The organism is Pseudomonas sp. NPDC096917 (assembly GCF_044762555.1).
In the GTDB taxonomy this organism is placed as follows: Bacteria; Pseudomonadota; Gammaproteobacteria; order Pseudomonadales; family Pseudomonadaceae; genus Aquipseudomonas.
Map to the genome: position 1 here is coordinate 242808 of NZ_JBIWEO010000002.1, position 15190 is coordinate 257997.

A 15190-nucleotide genomic window follows, 5' to 3' on the forward strand; every position below is an offset into this window, starting at 1 on the left:
GCGCTGCCTGAATCGCGAGCAAGCTCACTCCTACACGGCGTCTATCAAGCCTCTGTCTTTCAGCCGTTTCAGGCTCATCTCCAACGTCTGCATGCCCACCGCCCCGCCGGTCTGGATAGCAGAAACCATCTGCGCCACCTTGTTTTCCCGGATCAAATGACGAATCGCCGGCGTCGCCCGCATGATTTCGTGGGCCGCTATCCGACCGCCTCCCACGCGCTTGACCAGTGTTTGAGCAATCACCGCCTGCAGTGACTCAGACAGCATGGTCCGCACCATCGCTTTTTCCTCGGCTGGAAATACATCCACAATCCGGTCGACGGTTTTGGCAGCCGAAGCGGTGTGCAGCGTTGCCAGCACCAAATGCCCTGTTTCTGCGGCTGTCAGCGCCAGGCGTATGGTGTCCAGGTCGCGCATTTCGCCCAGCATGATCACGTCCGGGTCTTCGCGCAGTGCCGCATGCAAGGCTGCCGCCACGCTGTGGGTATCGCGCGACACCTCACGCTGGTTGATCAGGCAGTGGCGCGGCGCGTGGATAAACTCAATCGGGTCTTCAATGGTCAGGATGTGCTGCTGACGGGTGGTGTTGATGTGGTCAATCATTGCCGCCAGGGTGGTGGTCTTGCCCGAGCCGGTCGCGCCCGTCACCAGTACCAGCCCTTGCGAGAGGCTACAAAGCTCGGCAAACACCTCTCCCAGGCCGAGGGACTCCATGCTTGGGACTTGCGCAGCAATGCTGCGAAACACCGCCCCAGCGCCACGGTGCTGCTCGAAGGCGTTGACCCGAAACCGCCCCAAGCCCGGCACCGTGTACGAAAAATCAGCTTCGTGGTCTGTTTCAAACGCGCTGCGCTGCGCGTCACTCATCACGCTGTGGATAAGTTCGCGCACCTGATCCGGCACCAGCACCGGCAATTGGCAACGCTGCATCTGCCCATCCACTCGCAGCATAGGCTCCACGCCTGCTGACACGTGCATGTCTGAAGCCCCATGTTTGACGCTAAACGCCAACAGGTCGGCGATGTCCATACCCCCTCCCAATTCCAGTAGAATGCCGCAGACTTTCACAACGGCGGGCTTAAATGAATGTCCACGATAGCAGGCAACATTGCTCAGGTTGAGGCTCGGATCCGTGCAGCGGCAGAGGCTGTGCAACGTGATGTAACGAGCATTCACTTACTCGCGGTCAGCAAGACCAAACCCGCAGCCGCCTTGCGCGAAGCGTACGCCGCCGGGATTCGCGACTTTGGCGAAAATTATCTGCAAGAGGCCCGAGCCAAGCAGGTTGAATTAGCTGATCTACCCTTGTGTTGGCACTTCATCGGCCCCATTCAATCGAACAAGACCCGTGATATTGCCGAGCATTTCGCGTGGGTGCACTCCGTAGACCGCCTGAAAATTGCCCAGCGCTTGTCAGAACAGCGCCCGGCCGACTTGCCGCCGTTGAACATCTGCATTCAGGTCAACGTCAGCGGTGAGGCCAGCAAATCGGGCTGCACACCACAAGATCTGCCCGCTCTGGCGGTTGCAATCAATGCGCTTCCACGCTTGAAGCTGCGCGGCTTGATGGCCATTCCCGAGCCCACCGAGGTTCGCGCCGAGCAAGACGCCGCATTTGCAGCGGTACGCACACTGCAAGAAAGCCTGAACCTGGGGCTCGATACACTTTCCATGGGCATGAGCCACGACCTGGAGTCGGCCATTTCCAAAGGCGCCACGTGGGTGCGTATTGGCACCGCGTTGTTTGGTGCGCGCAATTACGGCCAGGCTTGAGAAACTCGCCTCACTTTTCAGAAGGATCGGTTATGAGCAAAACGCATATTGCCTTTATCGGGGCTGGCAACATGGCTTCCAGCCTGATCGGCGGCCTGCTGGCCAAAGGTCTGGACGCTGCACAGATTCGCGCCAGCGATCCCGGCGCAGAGACGCGGGCCAAGGTAGCGGCAGCGCATGGCATTGAAGTGTTCGCCGACAACGCACAGGCCGTGCAAGACGCTGACGTGATTGTGATCGCGGTCAAGCCACAGGCCATGAAGGCTGTGTGCCAGGACCTGCGCCCGCACCTCAAGCCGCATCAACTGCTGGTTTCGATTGCCGCCGGTATCACCTGCGCCAGCCTGCTGAACTGGCTGGGCAGCCAGCCGCTGGTGCGCTGCATGCCTAACACCCCGGCGCTGCTGGGCAAAGGCGTAAGCGGTCTGTTTGCCACCGCCGATGTCACCGCCGAACAGCGTCAGCAAGCTGAAGAACTGCTGTCGGCCGTGGGTATCGTGTTGTGGGTAGACACCGAAGCGCAGATCGACGCCGTGACCGCTGTTTCTGGCAGCGGCCCGGCGTATTTCTTCTTGCTGATCGAGGCCATGACCGCCGCAGGCGTCAAACTCGGCCTGGCGCAAGAAGTGGCTGAGCAACTGGCTCAACACACCGCGCTGGGCGCCGCCCACATGGCCGTGACCAGCGATGTCGACGCCGCAGAACTGCGCCGTCGCGTTACCTCGCCCGCGGGCACCACAGAAGCTGCAATCAAGTCATTCCAGGCGGATGGCTTTGAAGCCATCGTCGAAAAAGCATTGCGTGCCGCCGCGCACCGCTCGGCCGAAATGGCCGAACAACTGGGTCAATAAAGGAGCACATGATGTCTGGACTTAATGGCGCGGCCATTTTCGTGATTCAAACCCTGGGTAGCCTCTACCTGCTGATCGTGCTGCTGCGTTTCATCCTGCAATTGGTACGGGCCAACTTCTACAACCCGTTGTGCCAATTCACAGTCAAAGCCACCCAACCGCTGCTCAAGCCTCTGCGCCGGGTGATCCCGAGCCTGTTCGGGCTGGACATGTCTTCGCTGGTATTGGCCATCATCGTGCAGATGGTGATCTTCGCCGTGGTGCTGACCCTCAGCTACATGTCGTTCAACGTGCTGGGCCTGCTGCTCTGGGCAATCATTGGCGTGACCGCGCTGTTCTTGAAGGTGTTCTTCTTCGCCATGATCATCAGCGTGATCCTGTCGTGGGTGGCACCCGGCAGCACCAGCCCTGGCGCTGAACTGGTCAATCAGATCACTGAGCCCGCACTGGCACCGTTCCGCCGCTTCCTGCCAAGCATGGGCGGCCTGGATATTTCGCCGATCCTGGCGTTTATGGTGATCCAGTTGATCCAAAGCTACGTGATCCCGCCTTTGGCGATGTACGTCGGCATGCCGGTCGTGCTGTTCGGCCTGATCTAACGAAAAACCCCGTGGGAGCAAGCCTGCTCGCGATCTTTTGATCTTTTAAAAGCTCGTGAGCACGCTCGCTCCTGTCTAGGTTGCATTTCACAGACCATTGCTTGCTGCCCTGCCCCCCGCTCATTAGACTTACGCCTCATTTAAATGAGAGCAGGGTCGATGCCAGCTGCCTTTCCCCCCGATTCCGTTGGTCTGGTTGTGCCGCAAATGGCGCACTTCAGCGAACCGCTGGCTTTAGCCTGCGGCCGCTCACTGCCTGCCTATGATCTGATTTACGAAACCTACGGCCAGCTCAATGCCACAGCCAGCAACGCTGTGCTGATCTGTCATGCGCTTTCCGGACACCATCATGCTGCCGGTTTCCACAGTGCCGACGAGCGCAAGCCCGGCTGGTGGGACAGTTGCATTGGCCCCGGCAAGCCGATTGATACCAACAAGTTCTTCGTGGTCAGCCTCAACAACCTCGGTGGCTGCAACGGCTCTACGGGCCCGAGCAGTCTCAACCCCGAGACCGGCCGTCCGTTTGGCGCCGATTTCCCGGTGCTGACGGTCGAAGACTGGGTACACAGTCAGGCCCGCCTGGCTGACCGTCTGGGGATCAACCAATGGGCTGCCGTCATCGGTGGCAGCCTGGGCGGCATGCAAGCGTTGCAGTGGAGCATCAGCTATCCGGATCGCCTGCGCCATTGCCTGGCCATTGCCTCGGCGCCCAAGTTGTCAGCGCAAAACATCGCGTTCAACGAAGTCGCGCGTCAGGCCATCCTCACTGACCCGGAGTTCCACGGCGGCTCGTTCCAGGAAAAGGGCGTCATCCCCAAGCGCGGCCTGATGCTGGCGCGTATGGTCGGGCACATCACCTACCTGTCCGATGACTCCATGGGCGAAAAATTCGGCCGCGGCCTGAAGAACGAAAACCTCAACTACGACTTCCACAGCGTGGAGTTCCAGGTTGAAAGCTACCTGCGTTATCAGGGTGAAGAGTTCTCCGGGCGTTTCGACGCCAATACCTACCTGCTGATGACCAAGGCGCTCGACTACTTCGACCCGGCAGCCAACTTCGACGATGACCTGGCCAAAACCTTTGCCGGGGCCAAGGCGCGCTTTTGCGTGATGTCGTTTACCACCGACTGGCGCTTCTCGCCAGCGCGCTCGCGTGAACTGGTGGACGCGTTGATGGCCGCCAAAAAAGACGTCTGCTACCTGGAGATCGACGCTGCGCAAGGCCATGACGCCTTCCTGATCCCGATCCCGCGCTACCTGCAAGCCTTCAGCAACTACATGAACCGCATAGAACTGTGAGAACGCCATGAGAGCCGACCTGGAAATCATCCAAGACTGGATCCCCGCCGGCAGCCGCGTGCTCGACCTCGGTTGTGGTGATGGCGAACTGCTGAGCTGGCTGCGCGACAACAAGCAAGTCACCGGCTACGGCCTGGAAAACGACCCGGACAACATCGCCGAGTGCGTCGCCAAAGGCATCAACGTTATCGAGCAAGACCTGGACAAGGGGCTGGGCAACTTCGCCAGCAACAGTTTCGACATCGTGGTCATGACTCAGGCACTGCAAGCTGTGCACTACCCCGACCGGATTCTCGACGAAATGCTGCGCGTCGGTCGCCAGTGCATCATCACCTTCCCGAACTTCGGTCACTGGCGTTGCCGCTGGTATTTGGCCAGCAAGGGCCGGATGCCAGTGTCCGAGTTTCTGCCATACACCTGGTACAACACGCCAAACATTCACTTCTGCACGTTCGAAGACTTCGAGGCGCTGTGCAGAGAGCGCGAAGCCCGCGTGATCAATCGCCTTGCCGTGGATCAACAACACCGGCACGGGTGGGCGAGTAAGTTATGGCCTAACCTGTTAGGCGAGATAGGCATTTACCGTGTCAGCAGTCCTGGCCTGCAGGATCACCAAATCGCGGTTTAAATCAGTGTGCTCAAGGAGAAAGATCATGGGACGGATTGGATTACTGTTGCTCTCGATGGGCTTTGCCGTTCAGGCCATGGCCGCAGGGGCAACCCAGGTGGGCGGCATCGTCGTCAACTACAACGCCTTTATGACCAACTTCCTGAGCCCTGAGATCACGGCGAAGTACGGCCTGCAGCGCAGCGACCAACTGGGCGCCTTGAACGTCAACCTGGCCAAGGCTGATCAAAAGATCGCCAGCACCATCCAGGGCACATACCATCAAACCGGCGAACAGAAAGCCAAACCGCTCACCTTCAAGCAGGTGATCAATGACCAGGGCTCGATTGATTACTTCGCCCAGTTCCCGGTCAAACCCGCTCAAGTCTATGTGTTTGATGTTGAACTCAAGGTCAACGGCGAAACCAAAGACATCGAATTTTCCCAAGAGGTCGCTCCGCTCTAATGATTAACCTTACGCAACTGGTCCTGGCTAGCCACAACGCCGGCAAACTCAAAGAACTTCAGGCCATGCTCGGCGAGTCGGTGCAGTTGCGCTCGATTGGAGAATTCAGCAGCGTTGAGCCGGAAGAAACCGGTCTGTCGTTTGTTGAAAACGCGATTCTCAAAGCCCGCAATGCGGCGCGCATCTCGGGCTTGCCCGCACTGGCCGACGATTCCGGACTGGCGGTGGACTTTCTTGGCGGCGCGCCCGGCATTTACTCGGCCCGCTACGCCGACGGCCAGGGCGATGCGGCTAACAACGCCAAGCTGCTCGACGCCCTGAAAGATGTGCCCGAAGCCGAACGCGGGGCGCAGTTTGTGTGCGTCCTGGCGCTGGTGCGTCACGCCGACGACCCGCTGCCGATCATCTGCGAAGGCCTGTGGCACGGGCGCATCCTGCCTGCGGCCAGCGGCGAGTATGGCTTTGGTTACGACCCGTTGTTTTGGGTGCCAGAGCGTCACTGCTCCAGCGCCGACCTCAGCCCGACCGAAAAAAACCAGTTGAGCCACCGCGCCCGCGCCATGGCCTTGCTGCGTCAGCGTTTGGGCCTGAAATGACCCATGACACACCTCCACAGCCGCTCTATCTGGGCGCGGCTGGCTTTACTCAGCAGGCGCCGCGCGCGCCGCTGACGCAACTGCCGCCTCTGTCGCTGTACATCCATATACCGTGGTGCGTACGCAAATGCCCGTATTGCGACTTCAACTCCCATACCGCGAGCCCGGTGCTGCCCGAAGACGAGTACGTCGACGCGTTGCTGGCCGACCTTGATCAAGACCTGCACGCCGTCTATGGCCGTGAACTGAGCTCGATCTTCTTCGGCGGCGGCACCCCAAGCCTGTTCAGCGCCGAGGCGCTGGGCCGTCTACTCAAAGGCGTTGAAGCCCGCATCCCGTTTGCCAGCGACATCGAAATCACCCTGGAGGCCAACCCCGGCACCTTCGAGCAAGAAAAGTTTGTGGCCTACCGCAAGCTGGGGATCAATCGCCTGTCGATTGGCATCCAGAGCTTTCAGCAAGAAAAACTCCAGGCGCTGGGCCGTATCCATAACGGCGACGAAGCAGTGCGGGCCGCCGGTATGGCGCGCTTGGCGGGCTTTGACAACTTCAACCTGGACTTGATGCACGGCTTGCCCGACCAGTCGCTAGACGACGCCCTGAGCGATCTGCGCCAGGCCATAGCCCTCAAACCGACACACTTGTCGTGGTATCAACTGACACTCGAACCCAACACTGTGTTCTGGAACCAGCCACCCGAGCTGCCCGAAGACGACACGTTGTGGGACATCCAGGAAGCCGGTCAGGCATTGCTCGCCGAGCACGGTTACGCCCAGTACGAAGTGTCGGCCTACGCCCAACCCGGTCGCCCGGCGCGGCATAATCTCAACTACTGGAGCTTTGGCGACTTTATCGGCATCGGCGCTGGCGCTCACGGCAAATTGAGCCATCCTGATGGCCGAATAGTACGCACCTGGAAGACTCGCTTACCAAAAGACTACTTGAACCCAGCCAAAAACTTTCAAGCCGGCGAGAAAATACTGACAGCAGAAGAGCTACCGTTTGAGTTTCTAATGAACGCCTTGCGCCTGACTGACGGCGTCGACTCGGCGCTCTACCCACAGCGCACCGGCTTGCCCCTCGACAGCTTGAACATTGGACGCCAGGCCGCCGAACAAAGCGGCTTATTGCAGGTCGAACCGACACGGTTGGCCGCAACGGCCCGAGGGCAATTGTTTCTCAACGACTTGTTGCAGCACTTTCTGATCTAAGGAACTCGAATGGACTTGGTACTTGACCTGCTCGCCACCGTATCGCGCTGGAGCCGCAGCCACCTCTCGGAGATCGCACTGGCCTTGATCGGCTGCTTGCTGGTGCTGTTTGGGGCGGACTTCAAAGGCTGGGTCGAACAGCGACTGGGTAACATCGCCGGGGCCTTGCGCGTTCCATTGATGGCCTTGCTGTGTCTGGTCGGCAGCGGTGCCGCCCTGATCTACGCCACGCCATGGGTTGAGCGCGGCCTGAGCCAATTCAACAACTACAGCCTGGCGCCGGTGTTGTTGGTAGTGCTGGTCTTGATAGGGGTAGTCGCAGATCGCCGGGGCTAGACGTGCCTGACGGTAGTCGCTGCCCAGGCACAAGGCTGCGATCGGCAGCGACTACGGTTTTTTAACCGACCTCCAGGCAAGGAGAGGTCGGTGACTGAATAACCGTTTAGGCCAATTTCTCGAACTTCAAATCCCACACGCCATGCCCAAGACGTTCGCCGCGGCGTTCGAACTTGGTCACCGGGCGCTCAGGCGGACGCGGCACGCAAAGGCCATCCTCGGCCAGGTTACGGTAGCCCGGCGCCACGTTCATCACTTCCAGCATGTACTCGGCATACGGTTCCCAGTCGGTCGCCATGTGCAGCACACCGCCAACCTTAAGCTTGGAGCGCACCAGCTCGGCAAACGACGCTTGTACGATGCGGCGTTTGTGGTGGCGGCTCTTGTGCCATGGATCCGGGAAGAACAGCAGCAAGCGGTCGAGGCTGTTGTCGGCCACGCATCGGGTCAGGACTTCGATCGCGTCGCAGTCATAAACCCGCAGGTTCGTCAGGCCTTGTGTCAGAACGCCATTGAGCAGCGCGCCCACACCCGGACGGTGAACCTCGACCCCGATGAAGTCTTGCTCTGGCGAGGCAGCCGCCATTTCCAGCAGGGAGTGGCCCATGCCAAAACCGATTTCCAGCGTGCGCGGTGCCGAACGACCGAACACCTGGTCGTAATCGACCGGCGCATCAGCCAGAGGCAGAACGTACAGCGGTGTGCCTTGGTCCAGTCCACGTTGCTGACCTTCGGTCATGCGTCCGGCGCGCATCACGAAACTCTTGATGCGGCGGTGCTGGCGGTCGTCGCCTTCTTCCGCGATTGGGGTGTCGAGTGATTCAGTCATCAGTGGCTCTTACTTGATCAGACCATCCAGCGGCGAAGAGGCGCTGGCATAGAGTTTTTTCGGCATGCGTCCGGCCAGATACGCCAGACGGCCCGCCACAATGGCGTGTTTCATGGCTTGCGCCATGATGATCGGATGCTGGGCATTGGCGATGGCTGAGTTCATCAGCACCGCTTCGCAGCCCATTTCCATGGCGATGGTGGCGTCGGAGGCAGTGCCTACGCCCGCGTCCACCAGTACCGGAATTTTTGCTTCTTCAAGAATGATCCGCAGGTTGTACGGATTGCAAATGCCAAGCCCCGTGCCAATCAGGCCAGCCAGCGGCATCACAGCGATGCAACCCATGGCTTCCAGCTCGCGAGCGATGATCGGATCATCGCTGGTGTACACCATCACGTCGAAACCGTCTTTGACCAGAATTTCAGCGGCCTTGAGGGTTTCGATCACGTTCGGGAACAGGGTTTTCTGGTCCGCCAGCACTTCGAGTTTGACCAGGTTGTGACCATCCAGCAGCTCACGGGCCAAACGGCAGGTACGCACGGCTTCAATGGCGTCGTAGCAACCGGCGGTGTTCGGCAGAATGGTGTAACGGTCTGGCGGCAGCACGTCGAGCAGGTTCGGCTCGCCAGGGTTCTGGCCGATGTTGGTGCGACGCACAGCGACAGTGACGATTTCAGCGCCCGAGGCTTCGATAGCCAAACGGGTTTCTTCCAAGTCACGGTACTTGCCGGTGCCTACCAGCAGACGCGACTGATAAGTACGGCCGGCCAACACAAAAGGCTTGTCGCTGCGAACATTGCTCATCGGGAATCCTCTCTCATTGTGTGCACTGGGAACAGATGTGAAGCATGAAGCCTGGCGACTAGCCGCCGCCGATGGCATGCACCACTTCAACCTGATCGCCGTCTTTGAGCACCGTATCGGCGTGCTGACTGCGCGGCACGATGTCCAGATTAAGCTCAACTGCGACCCGACGACCCGTCAGGTCCTGAAGAGCCAACAAGCCAGCGACGGTCTCACCGTCTGGCAGTTCAAAGGATTCACCGTTCAACTGAATGCGCATGCGCGACGCTGCCATCATTTTTAGGGGCAGGCATTCTAGCCCGATCAGTCAGGGCGACCCAAGCCATTCGTCCTACAGTCTTAACTTACGCGCCAGGCGGCCAGCCCCAGACACAACCAGCCGGCCAGAAATCCCAGCCCGCCGATAGGGGTAATCATCCCCAGCTTGCTGATGCCGGTCAGGGTCAGTAAGTAAAGGCTGCCAGAAAACAGCACAATACCCAGCGCGAAACACACACCCGCCCACGAGATCAAACGGCTTTGCAATTGGCTCGCCAGCAGTGCCACGCCGAACAAGGCCAGCGCATGGACCAGTTGATAGGTCACCCCTGTATGAAAAATAGCCAGGTATTGCTCACTCAACCGGTCTTTCAGGCCATGGGCCGCAAAGGCGCCTAAAGCAACACCGGTAAAGCCGAAGAACGCGGCCAACATCAAAAAAGCGCGCAACATGGTTAACTCCCGTCAGGATCATCGAATGGCGCAGGGTCTGTATAATGGCGCGCTCAACGGGTTCGGCCAAGCCATCTATGCTGCGTAATCTTTTACATCGCTTTCTTAAGGTCCTGCTCTGGTTCGCAGCGGGCAGCGTGTTGCTGGTGCTGATTTTTCGCTGGGTGCCACCACCCGGCACCGCGCTGATGGTCGAGCGCAAGGTCGAGTCATGGTTCGACGGCCAGCCCATTGACCTGCAACGCAGCTGGCGACCCTGGGATGAAATTTCCAATGAGCTGAAAGTCGCCGTGATCGCCGGTGAAGATCAAAAAATTGCCGAGCACTGGGGCTTTGACTTCAGTGCCATCAGGGCGGCCTTCGTGCACAACGAGCAGGGCGGCACGTTGCGTGGCGCCAGTACGCTGAGCCAGCAAGTGTCGAAGAACCTGTTTTTATGGTCGGGCCGCAGTTGGCTGCGCAAAGGCCTGGAAGCCTGGTTTACCGGCCTGATTGAGGTGCTGTGGCCTAAACAGCGGATTCTCGAGGTGTACCTCAACAGTGCGGAATGGGATGACGGCGTATTTGGCGCGCAAGCCGCGGCTCAGCATCACTTTGGTGTGGACGCCAAAAGCCTTACACGCCAGCAGGCCAGTCAGTTGGCCGCTGTGCTGCCTAACCCGCGTAACTGGAGCGCTAGCCGTCCTAGTCCTTATGTGGCAAGCCGCGCAGCGTGGATTCGCCAGCAAATGCGTCAGCTGGGTGGGGATAGCTATCTCGATACGCTGAATAACTCGCGCAAAGCGCCTTGGGCTGAGTAAACCTGAGGGGGTAAACGTCCTTTTGCTCGACCACAAATCACCGCCGGAGCAAGCTCGTTCCTACAGGGGATTTGTACAAACACACGAAGGCCACAAACAAAAACGCCCCGATCAGAGATCAGGGCGTTTTTCTGTCGGACCGGGTTAAGCGGCGATCGACAGTTTGAGCTTGTTCATCGCGCTTTTTTCCAGCTGACGAATCCGCTCGGCTGACACGTTGTACTTCTGGGCCAGGTCGTGCAGCGTGGCTTTCTCTTCAGCCAACCAGCGCTGATACAGAATGTCACGGCTACGGTCGTCCAACACTTCCAGTGCTTCGTGGAGGTTGGTGTTGGAGTTGTCAGTCCAGTCAGCGTCTTCCAGTTGGCGCGCCGGGTCGTACCGGTGGTCTTCCAGATAATTGGCTGGCGACTGGAATGCACTGTCGTCGTCAGCTTCTGCTGCCGGATCAAACGCCATGTCATGACCGGTCAGGCGGCTTTCCATCTCGCGAACTTCACGAGGCTCTACGCCGAGGCTTTCAGCCACACGATGAACTTCTTCATTGTTCAGCCAGGCCAAACGTTTTTTCTGGCTGCGCAGGTTGAAGAACAATTTGCGCTGAGCCTTGGTGGTCGCGACTTTCACGATCCGCCAGTTACGCAAGATGAACTCGTGAATTTCTGCTTTGATCCAGTGCACAGCGAAAGACACCAGACGCACACCCATTTCAGGGTTAAAGCGTTTGACCGCCTTCATCAGGCCGACGTTGCCTTCCTGGATCAGGTCTGCCTGAGCCAAGCCATAGCCCGAATAACTGCGGGCAATGTGTACAACAAAACGCAGGTGGGCGAGCACCATCTGCCGAGCCGCCCCCAAATCCTGCTCATAGTAGAGACTCTCGGCCAGTTCACGCTCCTGCTCAGGTGTCAGCAATGGAATGCTGTTCACCGTATTTACATAGGCCTCAAGGTTCGCACCAGGGACCAACGCATACGCAGGTTGCAAAGAAGTGGTCATACGAAAAAACCTCCGTCTTACATAACTCGTGCAGTTCAGCACTGCGAAGTTGACCGGAAACCCTGAAAAAAGTTCCCGAAAAATAGCTGAAAAGGTCAACAGGTAAAAGGAAACTACTTGGGCGAAAGCTCACGTAAGTGACGCGCGACTGCAATCCATGCACCGATATACCCTAACAACACCGCGCCAAGCAAGAGCGACAGACCATCGGCTACTGGCACACCGGCCAGCGCAAAATTGCTGCCATACAATCCGGCCAGCCCTACAACTGCATCGTTGAGCCAATTCAGGCCGTACGCCAAAACACCCCAGGACAAAATCCCGGCACCAAATCCGTAAAGCGCGCCCATGTAAAGAAACGGCCTACGTACATAGCTGTCAGTACCACCGACGAGTTTGATCACTTCAATTTCGATACGACGGTTCTCGATGTGCAGGCGAATCGTATTACCGATAACCAACAGTAAAGCCGAGACCAGCAGCACGGTCAGCCCAAATACAAATCGGTCGCCCAATTTCAGGATTGCCGCCAAGCGTTCGACCCAGACTAGATCAAGTTGCGCCTGTTGCACCTTCGGCAACGTAGAAAGTCGCTCGCGCAAGGCCTCAAGGGTGGCTTTATCGACCTCATTCGGGGTCACCAGCACCACGCCCGGCAACGGATTATCCGGCAGCTCTTTCAGCGCTTCGCCCAGCCCTGACTGCTGCTGGAACTCATCCAGGGCTTTTTCACGGCTGATAAATTCAGCCTCGGCGACCCCGGCCATACCTTTTATCTGATTGCTTAATTGCTCGCCCTGTTCACTGCTGGCGTCCATCTGCAAATACAACGAAATCTGCGCCGCACGCTGCCATGATCCGCCCAGTCGCTCGACGTTGTTGAGCAGCAATGACAAGCCCATCGGCAAGCTCAGGGCCACCGCCATGACCAGGCAGGTAAAAAAGCTGCCTATAGGCTGCTTGCCCAAACGCCGCAAGCTGTCGAGCAGGCTGGCGCGGTGCGACTCAATCCAGGCTTGAAACAACATCCCGAAGCTGGGGCCCTCGTCTTCGTCGTGCTTTTTCTTTTTCGGCGGCTGTGGATCGGCGGCCTTCGGCGCTACGCGCTCGGAGACCTTGGGGCTACGTGTTGCACTCATTGTGCGGCCTCCCCGTCACCGATCAGTCGGCCACGCTGCAAGGTGAGCATGCGATGGCGCATACGTGCGATCAGCGCCAGGTCGTGGCTGGCAATCAGTACGCTAGTGCCCAAACGGTTGATGTCTTCAAATACGCCCATGATTTCCGCCGCCAGACGCGGGTCGAGGTTGCCGGTGGGTTCATCGGCCAGCAGCAATGCTGGACGATGCACGATAGCGCGGGCAATGCCGACACGTTGTTGTTGGCCTGTGGACAAGTCGCCGGGGTAAAGATCGGTTTTATCCGACAGCGATACCCGCTCCAGCGCCGAGTCCACACGCTTGGCGATTTCGGCCTTGGACAGGCCAAGAATCTGCAACGGCAACGCAACGTTGTTGAACACCGTACGATCAAACAGCAGTTGGTGGTTCTGGAATACCACGCCGATCTGGCGGCGCAAGAATGGAATCTGCGCGTTGCTGATCTGACTCAGGTCCTGGCCAGCCAGCAGCAATTTGCCGCTGGTTGGGCGCTCCATGGCCAGTAATAGCCGCAACAGCGTACTTTTACCTGCGCCGGAGTGGCCGGTGACAAACAGAAATTCGCCGCGACGAACCCGAAAGCTCAGCTCGTGCAGGCCCACGTGTCCATTTGGATAGCGTTTACCGACCTGCTCGAAACGAATCATGGACGCTCCCGCTCCGCAAACAGAGCCTGGACAAAGGGTTCGGACTCAAAGGTACGCAAATCGTCGATGCCTTCACCCACACCGATAAAACGAATCGGGATATTGAATTGCTTGGCTAGGGCGAAAATCACGCCGCCTTTGGCTGTGCCGTCAAGTTTGGTCAGCGCCAGGCCGGTCAAGGCAACAGTCTGGTTGAACTGCTTGGTCTGGCTGATCGCGTTTTGACCGGTGCCGGCGTCGAGCACCAGCAGCACTTCGTGCGGCGCGTCTTCGTCGAGCTTGCCGATCACCCGGCGGACTTTTTTCAGCTCTTCCATCAGGTTGTCTTTGGTGTGCAGACGACCCGCGGTATCAGCGATCAACACGTCGATGCCACGGGCCTTGGCCGCTTGCACCGCGTCGAAAATCACCGAGGCCGAGTCTGCACCGGTGTGCTGGGCGATGACCGGGATGTTGTTGCGCTCACCCCACACCTGTAACTGCTCGACCGCCGCCGCACGGAAGGTATCGCCCGCCGCGAGCATGACTTTTTTGCCTTCCAGCTGCAGTTTTTTGGCCAGCTTGCCGATGGTGGTGGTTTTGCCAGCACCGTTCACGCCGACCACCAGAATCACAAACGGCTTGTTCTTCGCTTCGATTTTCAGCGGCTGCTCGACCGGCTTGAGCATGGCGGCCAACTCGTCTTGCAACGATTTGTACAACGCATCGGCGTCGGTCAGTTGCTTGCGCGCCACTTTCTGCGTCAGGTTCTTGATGATCACCGAAGTCGCTTCAACGCCGACGTCTGCGGTCAGCAAACGGGTTTCGATCTCATCCAGCAGGTCGTCATCAATGGTCTTCTTGCCCAGGAACAGGCTGGCCATGCCTTCGCCAATGCTGGCGCTGGTTTTCGACAAACCTTGTTTGAGACGGGCAAAGAAGCCGACCTTGGTTTCAGGCGCAGGGGCCGGAACAGGGGTCGGGGCTGGCGTTTCAATAACCGGCGCAGGGGGCGCAACGACTGGCGCCGGGGTTGGCACTGGAACAGGCTCTGGCTCTGGCTCTGGCTCGACGAAGGTTTCAAGCACTTCAACCACCGGCTCAGCGGCGATGACCGGCGCAGTCACGGCGACTTCGAAAGCCGCTTCAGGAATCGGCGGCACGACATGCGGTTCTTCCAGGTCGTCAACCAGCGCTACCGGCTCTTCGGGAACGGGCAGCGGCGGCCACGGCTCGGCTTTGGCCGTCTCTGTCAATTGCGCGACAGGCGCGGACTCATCAGCAACCACAAGCACTTCAGGCGTCGGCTCAACCGCCACCGCAGTGGCTTCGATCAACGGTTCAGGGGTGCTTTCAGGCGCTGGCACGGGCTGTTCAACGACGGTTTCCTGCGGCTTTCTGCGCAGCCATCCGAACAGGCCTTTCTTCTCGCCAGCCGCAGCTGGGTTCTTCTTGTCGTCGTTGGAACCAAACATGGAGGACGGCTATCTCATCGTAGCGAAGCGCCACTGTGGCGCCCCGGC

The 15190-nt window shown here is 58.9% G+C and carries 19 protein-coding genes; 10 read left to right on the forward strand and 9 right to left on the reverse strand.

The window, feature by feature from the left end:
• Positions 1–30: 30 nt before the first annotated feature.
• Positions 31–1029: a type IV pilus twitching motility protein PilT gene (locus ACIQYF_RS03265; RefSeq protein ID WP_402856819.1), complete on the reverse strand. Its 999-nt coding sequence runs from the start codon at positions 1027–1029 to the stop codon at positions 31–33.
• A 57-nt stretch (positions 1030–1086) separates the two neighbouring features.
• Here ACIQYF_RS03265 and ACIQYF_RS03270 point away from each other — a divergent pair, with 57 nt between their 5' ends.
• The 9 genes from ACIQYF_RS03270 (at position 1087) to ACIQYF_RS03310 (ending at position 7738) form a co-directional block, all read left to right on the forward strand.
• Positions 1087–1773, forward strand: coding sequence for a YggS family pyridoxal phosphate-dependent enzyme (locus tag ACIQYF_RS03270; protein WP_402856822.1), 687 nt, complete (start codon positions 1087–1089; stop codon positions 1771–1773).
• Between the two features lie 32 nt (positions 1774–1805).
• On the forward strand, positions 1806–2624 hold the full coding sequence (gene proC, locus ACIQYF_RS03275) for a pyrroline-5-carboxylate reductase (RefSeq protein ID WP_402856824.1): 819 nt from the start codon (positions 1806–1808) through the stop codon (positions 2622–2624).
• An 11-nt stretch (positions 2625–2635) separates the two neighbouring features.
• A complete protein-coding gene (locus ACIQYF_RS03280; protein ID WP_402856826.1) occupies positions 2636–3223 on the forward strand; it encodes a YggT family protein in 588 nt (195 codons plus the stop codon).
• 159 nt (positions 3224–3382) lie between these two features.
• Positions 3383–4522, forward strand: coding sequence for a homoserine O-acetyltransferase (locus tag ACIQYF_RS03285; protein ID WP_402856828.1), 1140 nt, complete (start codon positions 3383–3385; stop codon positions 4520–4522).
• A 7-nt stretch (positions 4523–4529) separates the two neighbouring features.
• The gene (metW, locus tag ACIQYF_RS03290) at positions 4530–5150 is read left to right on the forward strand and encodes a methionine biosynthesis protein MetW (protein ID WP_402856830.1); all 621 of its coding nucleotides are present in this window, start codon (positions 4530–4532) and stop codon (positions 5148–5150) included.
• A 25-nt stretch (positions 5151–5175) separates the two neighbouring features.
• A complete protein-coding gene (locus ACIQYF_RS03295) occupies positions 5176–5595 on the forward strand; it encodes a DUF4426 domain-containing protein (RefSeq protein ID WP_402856832.1) in 420 nt (139 codons plus the stop codon).
• A complete protein-coding gene (gene rdgB, locus ACIQYF_RS03300) occupies positions 5595–6191 on the forward strand; it encodes an RdgB/HAM1 family non-canonical purine NTP pyrophosphatase (protein WP_402856834.1) in 597 nt (198 codons plus the stop codon). Before ACIQYF_RS03295 ends, rdgB begins: the two co-directional genes overlap by 1 nt.
• Positions 6188–7402: a radical SAM family heme chaperone HemW gene (gene hemW / locus ACIQYF_RS03305; protein ID WP_402856836.1), complete on the forward strand. Its 1215-nt coding sequence runs from the start codon at positions 6188–6190 to the stop codon at positions 7400–7402. The genes rdgB and hemW overlap by 4 nt, the downstream gene beginning before the upstream one ends.
• 9 nt (positions 7403–7411) lie before the next feature.
• A complete protein-coding gene (locus ACIQYF_RS03310; protein WP_402856838.1) occupies positions 7412–7738 on the forward strand; it encodes a DUF3392 domain-containing protein in 327 nt (108 codons plus the stop codon).
• Positions 7739–7844: 106 nt separating this feature from the next.
• On the opposite strand, the gene trmB is transcribed toward ACIQYF_RS03310, so the two are convergent.
• The 4 genes from trmB to ACIQYF_RS03330 form a co-directional block, all read right to left on the reverse strand.
• Positions 7845–8567 (reverse strand): tRNA (guanosine(46)-N7)-methyltransferase TrmB, encoded by a 723-nt coding sequence (trmB, locus tag ACIQYF_RS03315; RefSeq protein WP_402856840.1) that lies wholly within the window; start codon positions 8565–8567, stop codon positions 7845–7847.
• A 9-nt stretch (positions 8568–8576) separates the two neighbouring features.
• Entirely contained in the window at positions 8577–9371 is a 795-nt protein-coding gene (locus tag ACIQYF_RS03320; protein WP_402856842.1) for a thiazole synthase, read from the reverse strand.
• A 58-nt stretch (positions 9372–9429) separates the two neighbouring features.
• Positions 9430–9630, reverse strand: coding sequence for a sulfur carrier protein ThiS (gene thiS, locus ACIQYF_RS03325; RefSeq protein WP_402856844.1), 201 nt, complete (start codon positions 9628–9630; stop codon positions 9430–9432).
• Positions 9631–9710: 80 nt separating this feature from the next.
• Positions 9711–10082: a DUF423 domain-containing protein gene (locus ACIQYF_RS03330; protein ID WP_402856846.1), complete on the reverse strand. Its 372-nt coding sequence runs from the start codon at positions 10080–10082 to the stop codon at positions 9711–9713.
• 44 nt (positions 10083–10126) lie between these two features.
• On the opposite strand from ACIQYF_RS03330, the gene mtgA reads away from it, so the two are divergent.
• Positions 10127–10882: a monofunctional biosynthetic peptidoglycan transglycosylase gene (gene mtgA, locus ACIQYF_RS03335; RefSeq protein WP_402856848.1), complete on the forward strand. Its 756-nt coding sequence runs from the start codon at positions 10127–10129 to the stop codon at positions 10880–10882.
• 144 nt (positions 10883–11026) lie between these two features.
• On the opposite strand, the gene rpoH is transcribed toward mtgA, so the two are convergent.
• The 4 genes from rpoH to ftsY all read right to left on the reverse strand — a co-directional run bounded on the left by rpoH (position 11027) and on the right by ftsY (position 15142).
• Positions 11027–11881 carry an RNA polymerase sigma factor RpoH gene (gene rpoH, locus ACIQYF_RS03340; RefSeq protein ID WP_402856850.1) on the reverse strand — a complete coding sequence of 285 codons (855 nt, stop codon included), beginning with the start codon at positions 11879–11881 and terminating at the stop codon, positions 11027–11029.
• A gap of 113 nt (positions 11882–11994) precedes the next feature.
• On the reverse strand, positions 11995–13020 hold the full coding sequence (gene ftsX / locus ACIQYF_RS03345) for a permease-like cell division protein FtsX (RefSeq protein ID WP_402856852.1): 1026 nt from the start codon (positions 13018–13020) through the stop codon (positions 11995–11997).
• Positions 13017–13688, reverse strand: coding sequence for a cell division ATP-binding protein FtsE (gene ftsE, locus ACIQYF_RS03350; protein WP_322236902.1), 672 nt, complete (start codon positions 13686–13688; stop codon positions 13017–13019). The genes ftsX and ftsE overlap by 4 nt, the downstream gene beginning before the upstream one ends.
• Positions 13685–15142, reverse strand: coding sequence for a signal recognition particle-docking protein FtsY (ftsY, locus tag ACIQYF_RS03355; RefSeq protein WP_402856855.1), 1458 nt, complete (start codon positions 15140–15142; stop codon positions 13685–13687). Before ftsY ends, ftsE begins: the two co-directional genes overlap by 4 nt.
• Positions 15143–15190 lie beyond the last annotated feature (48 nt).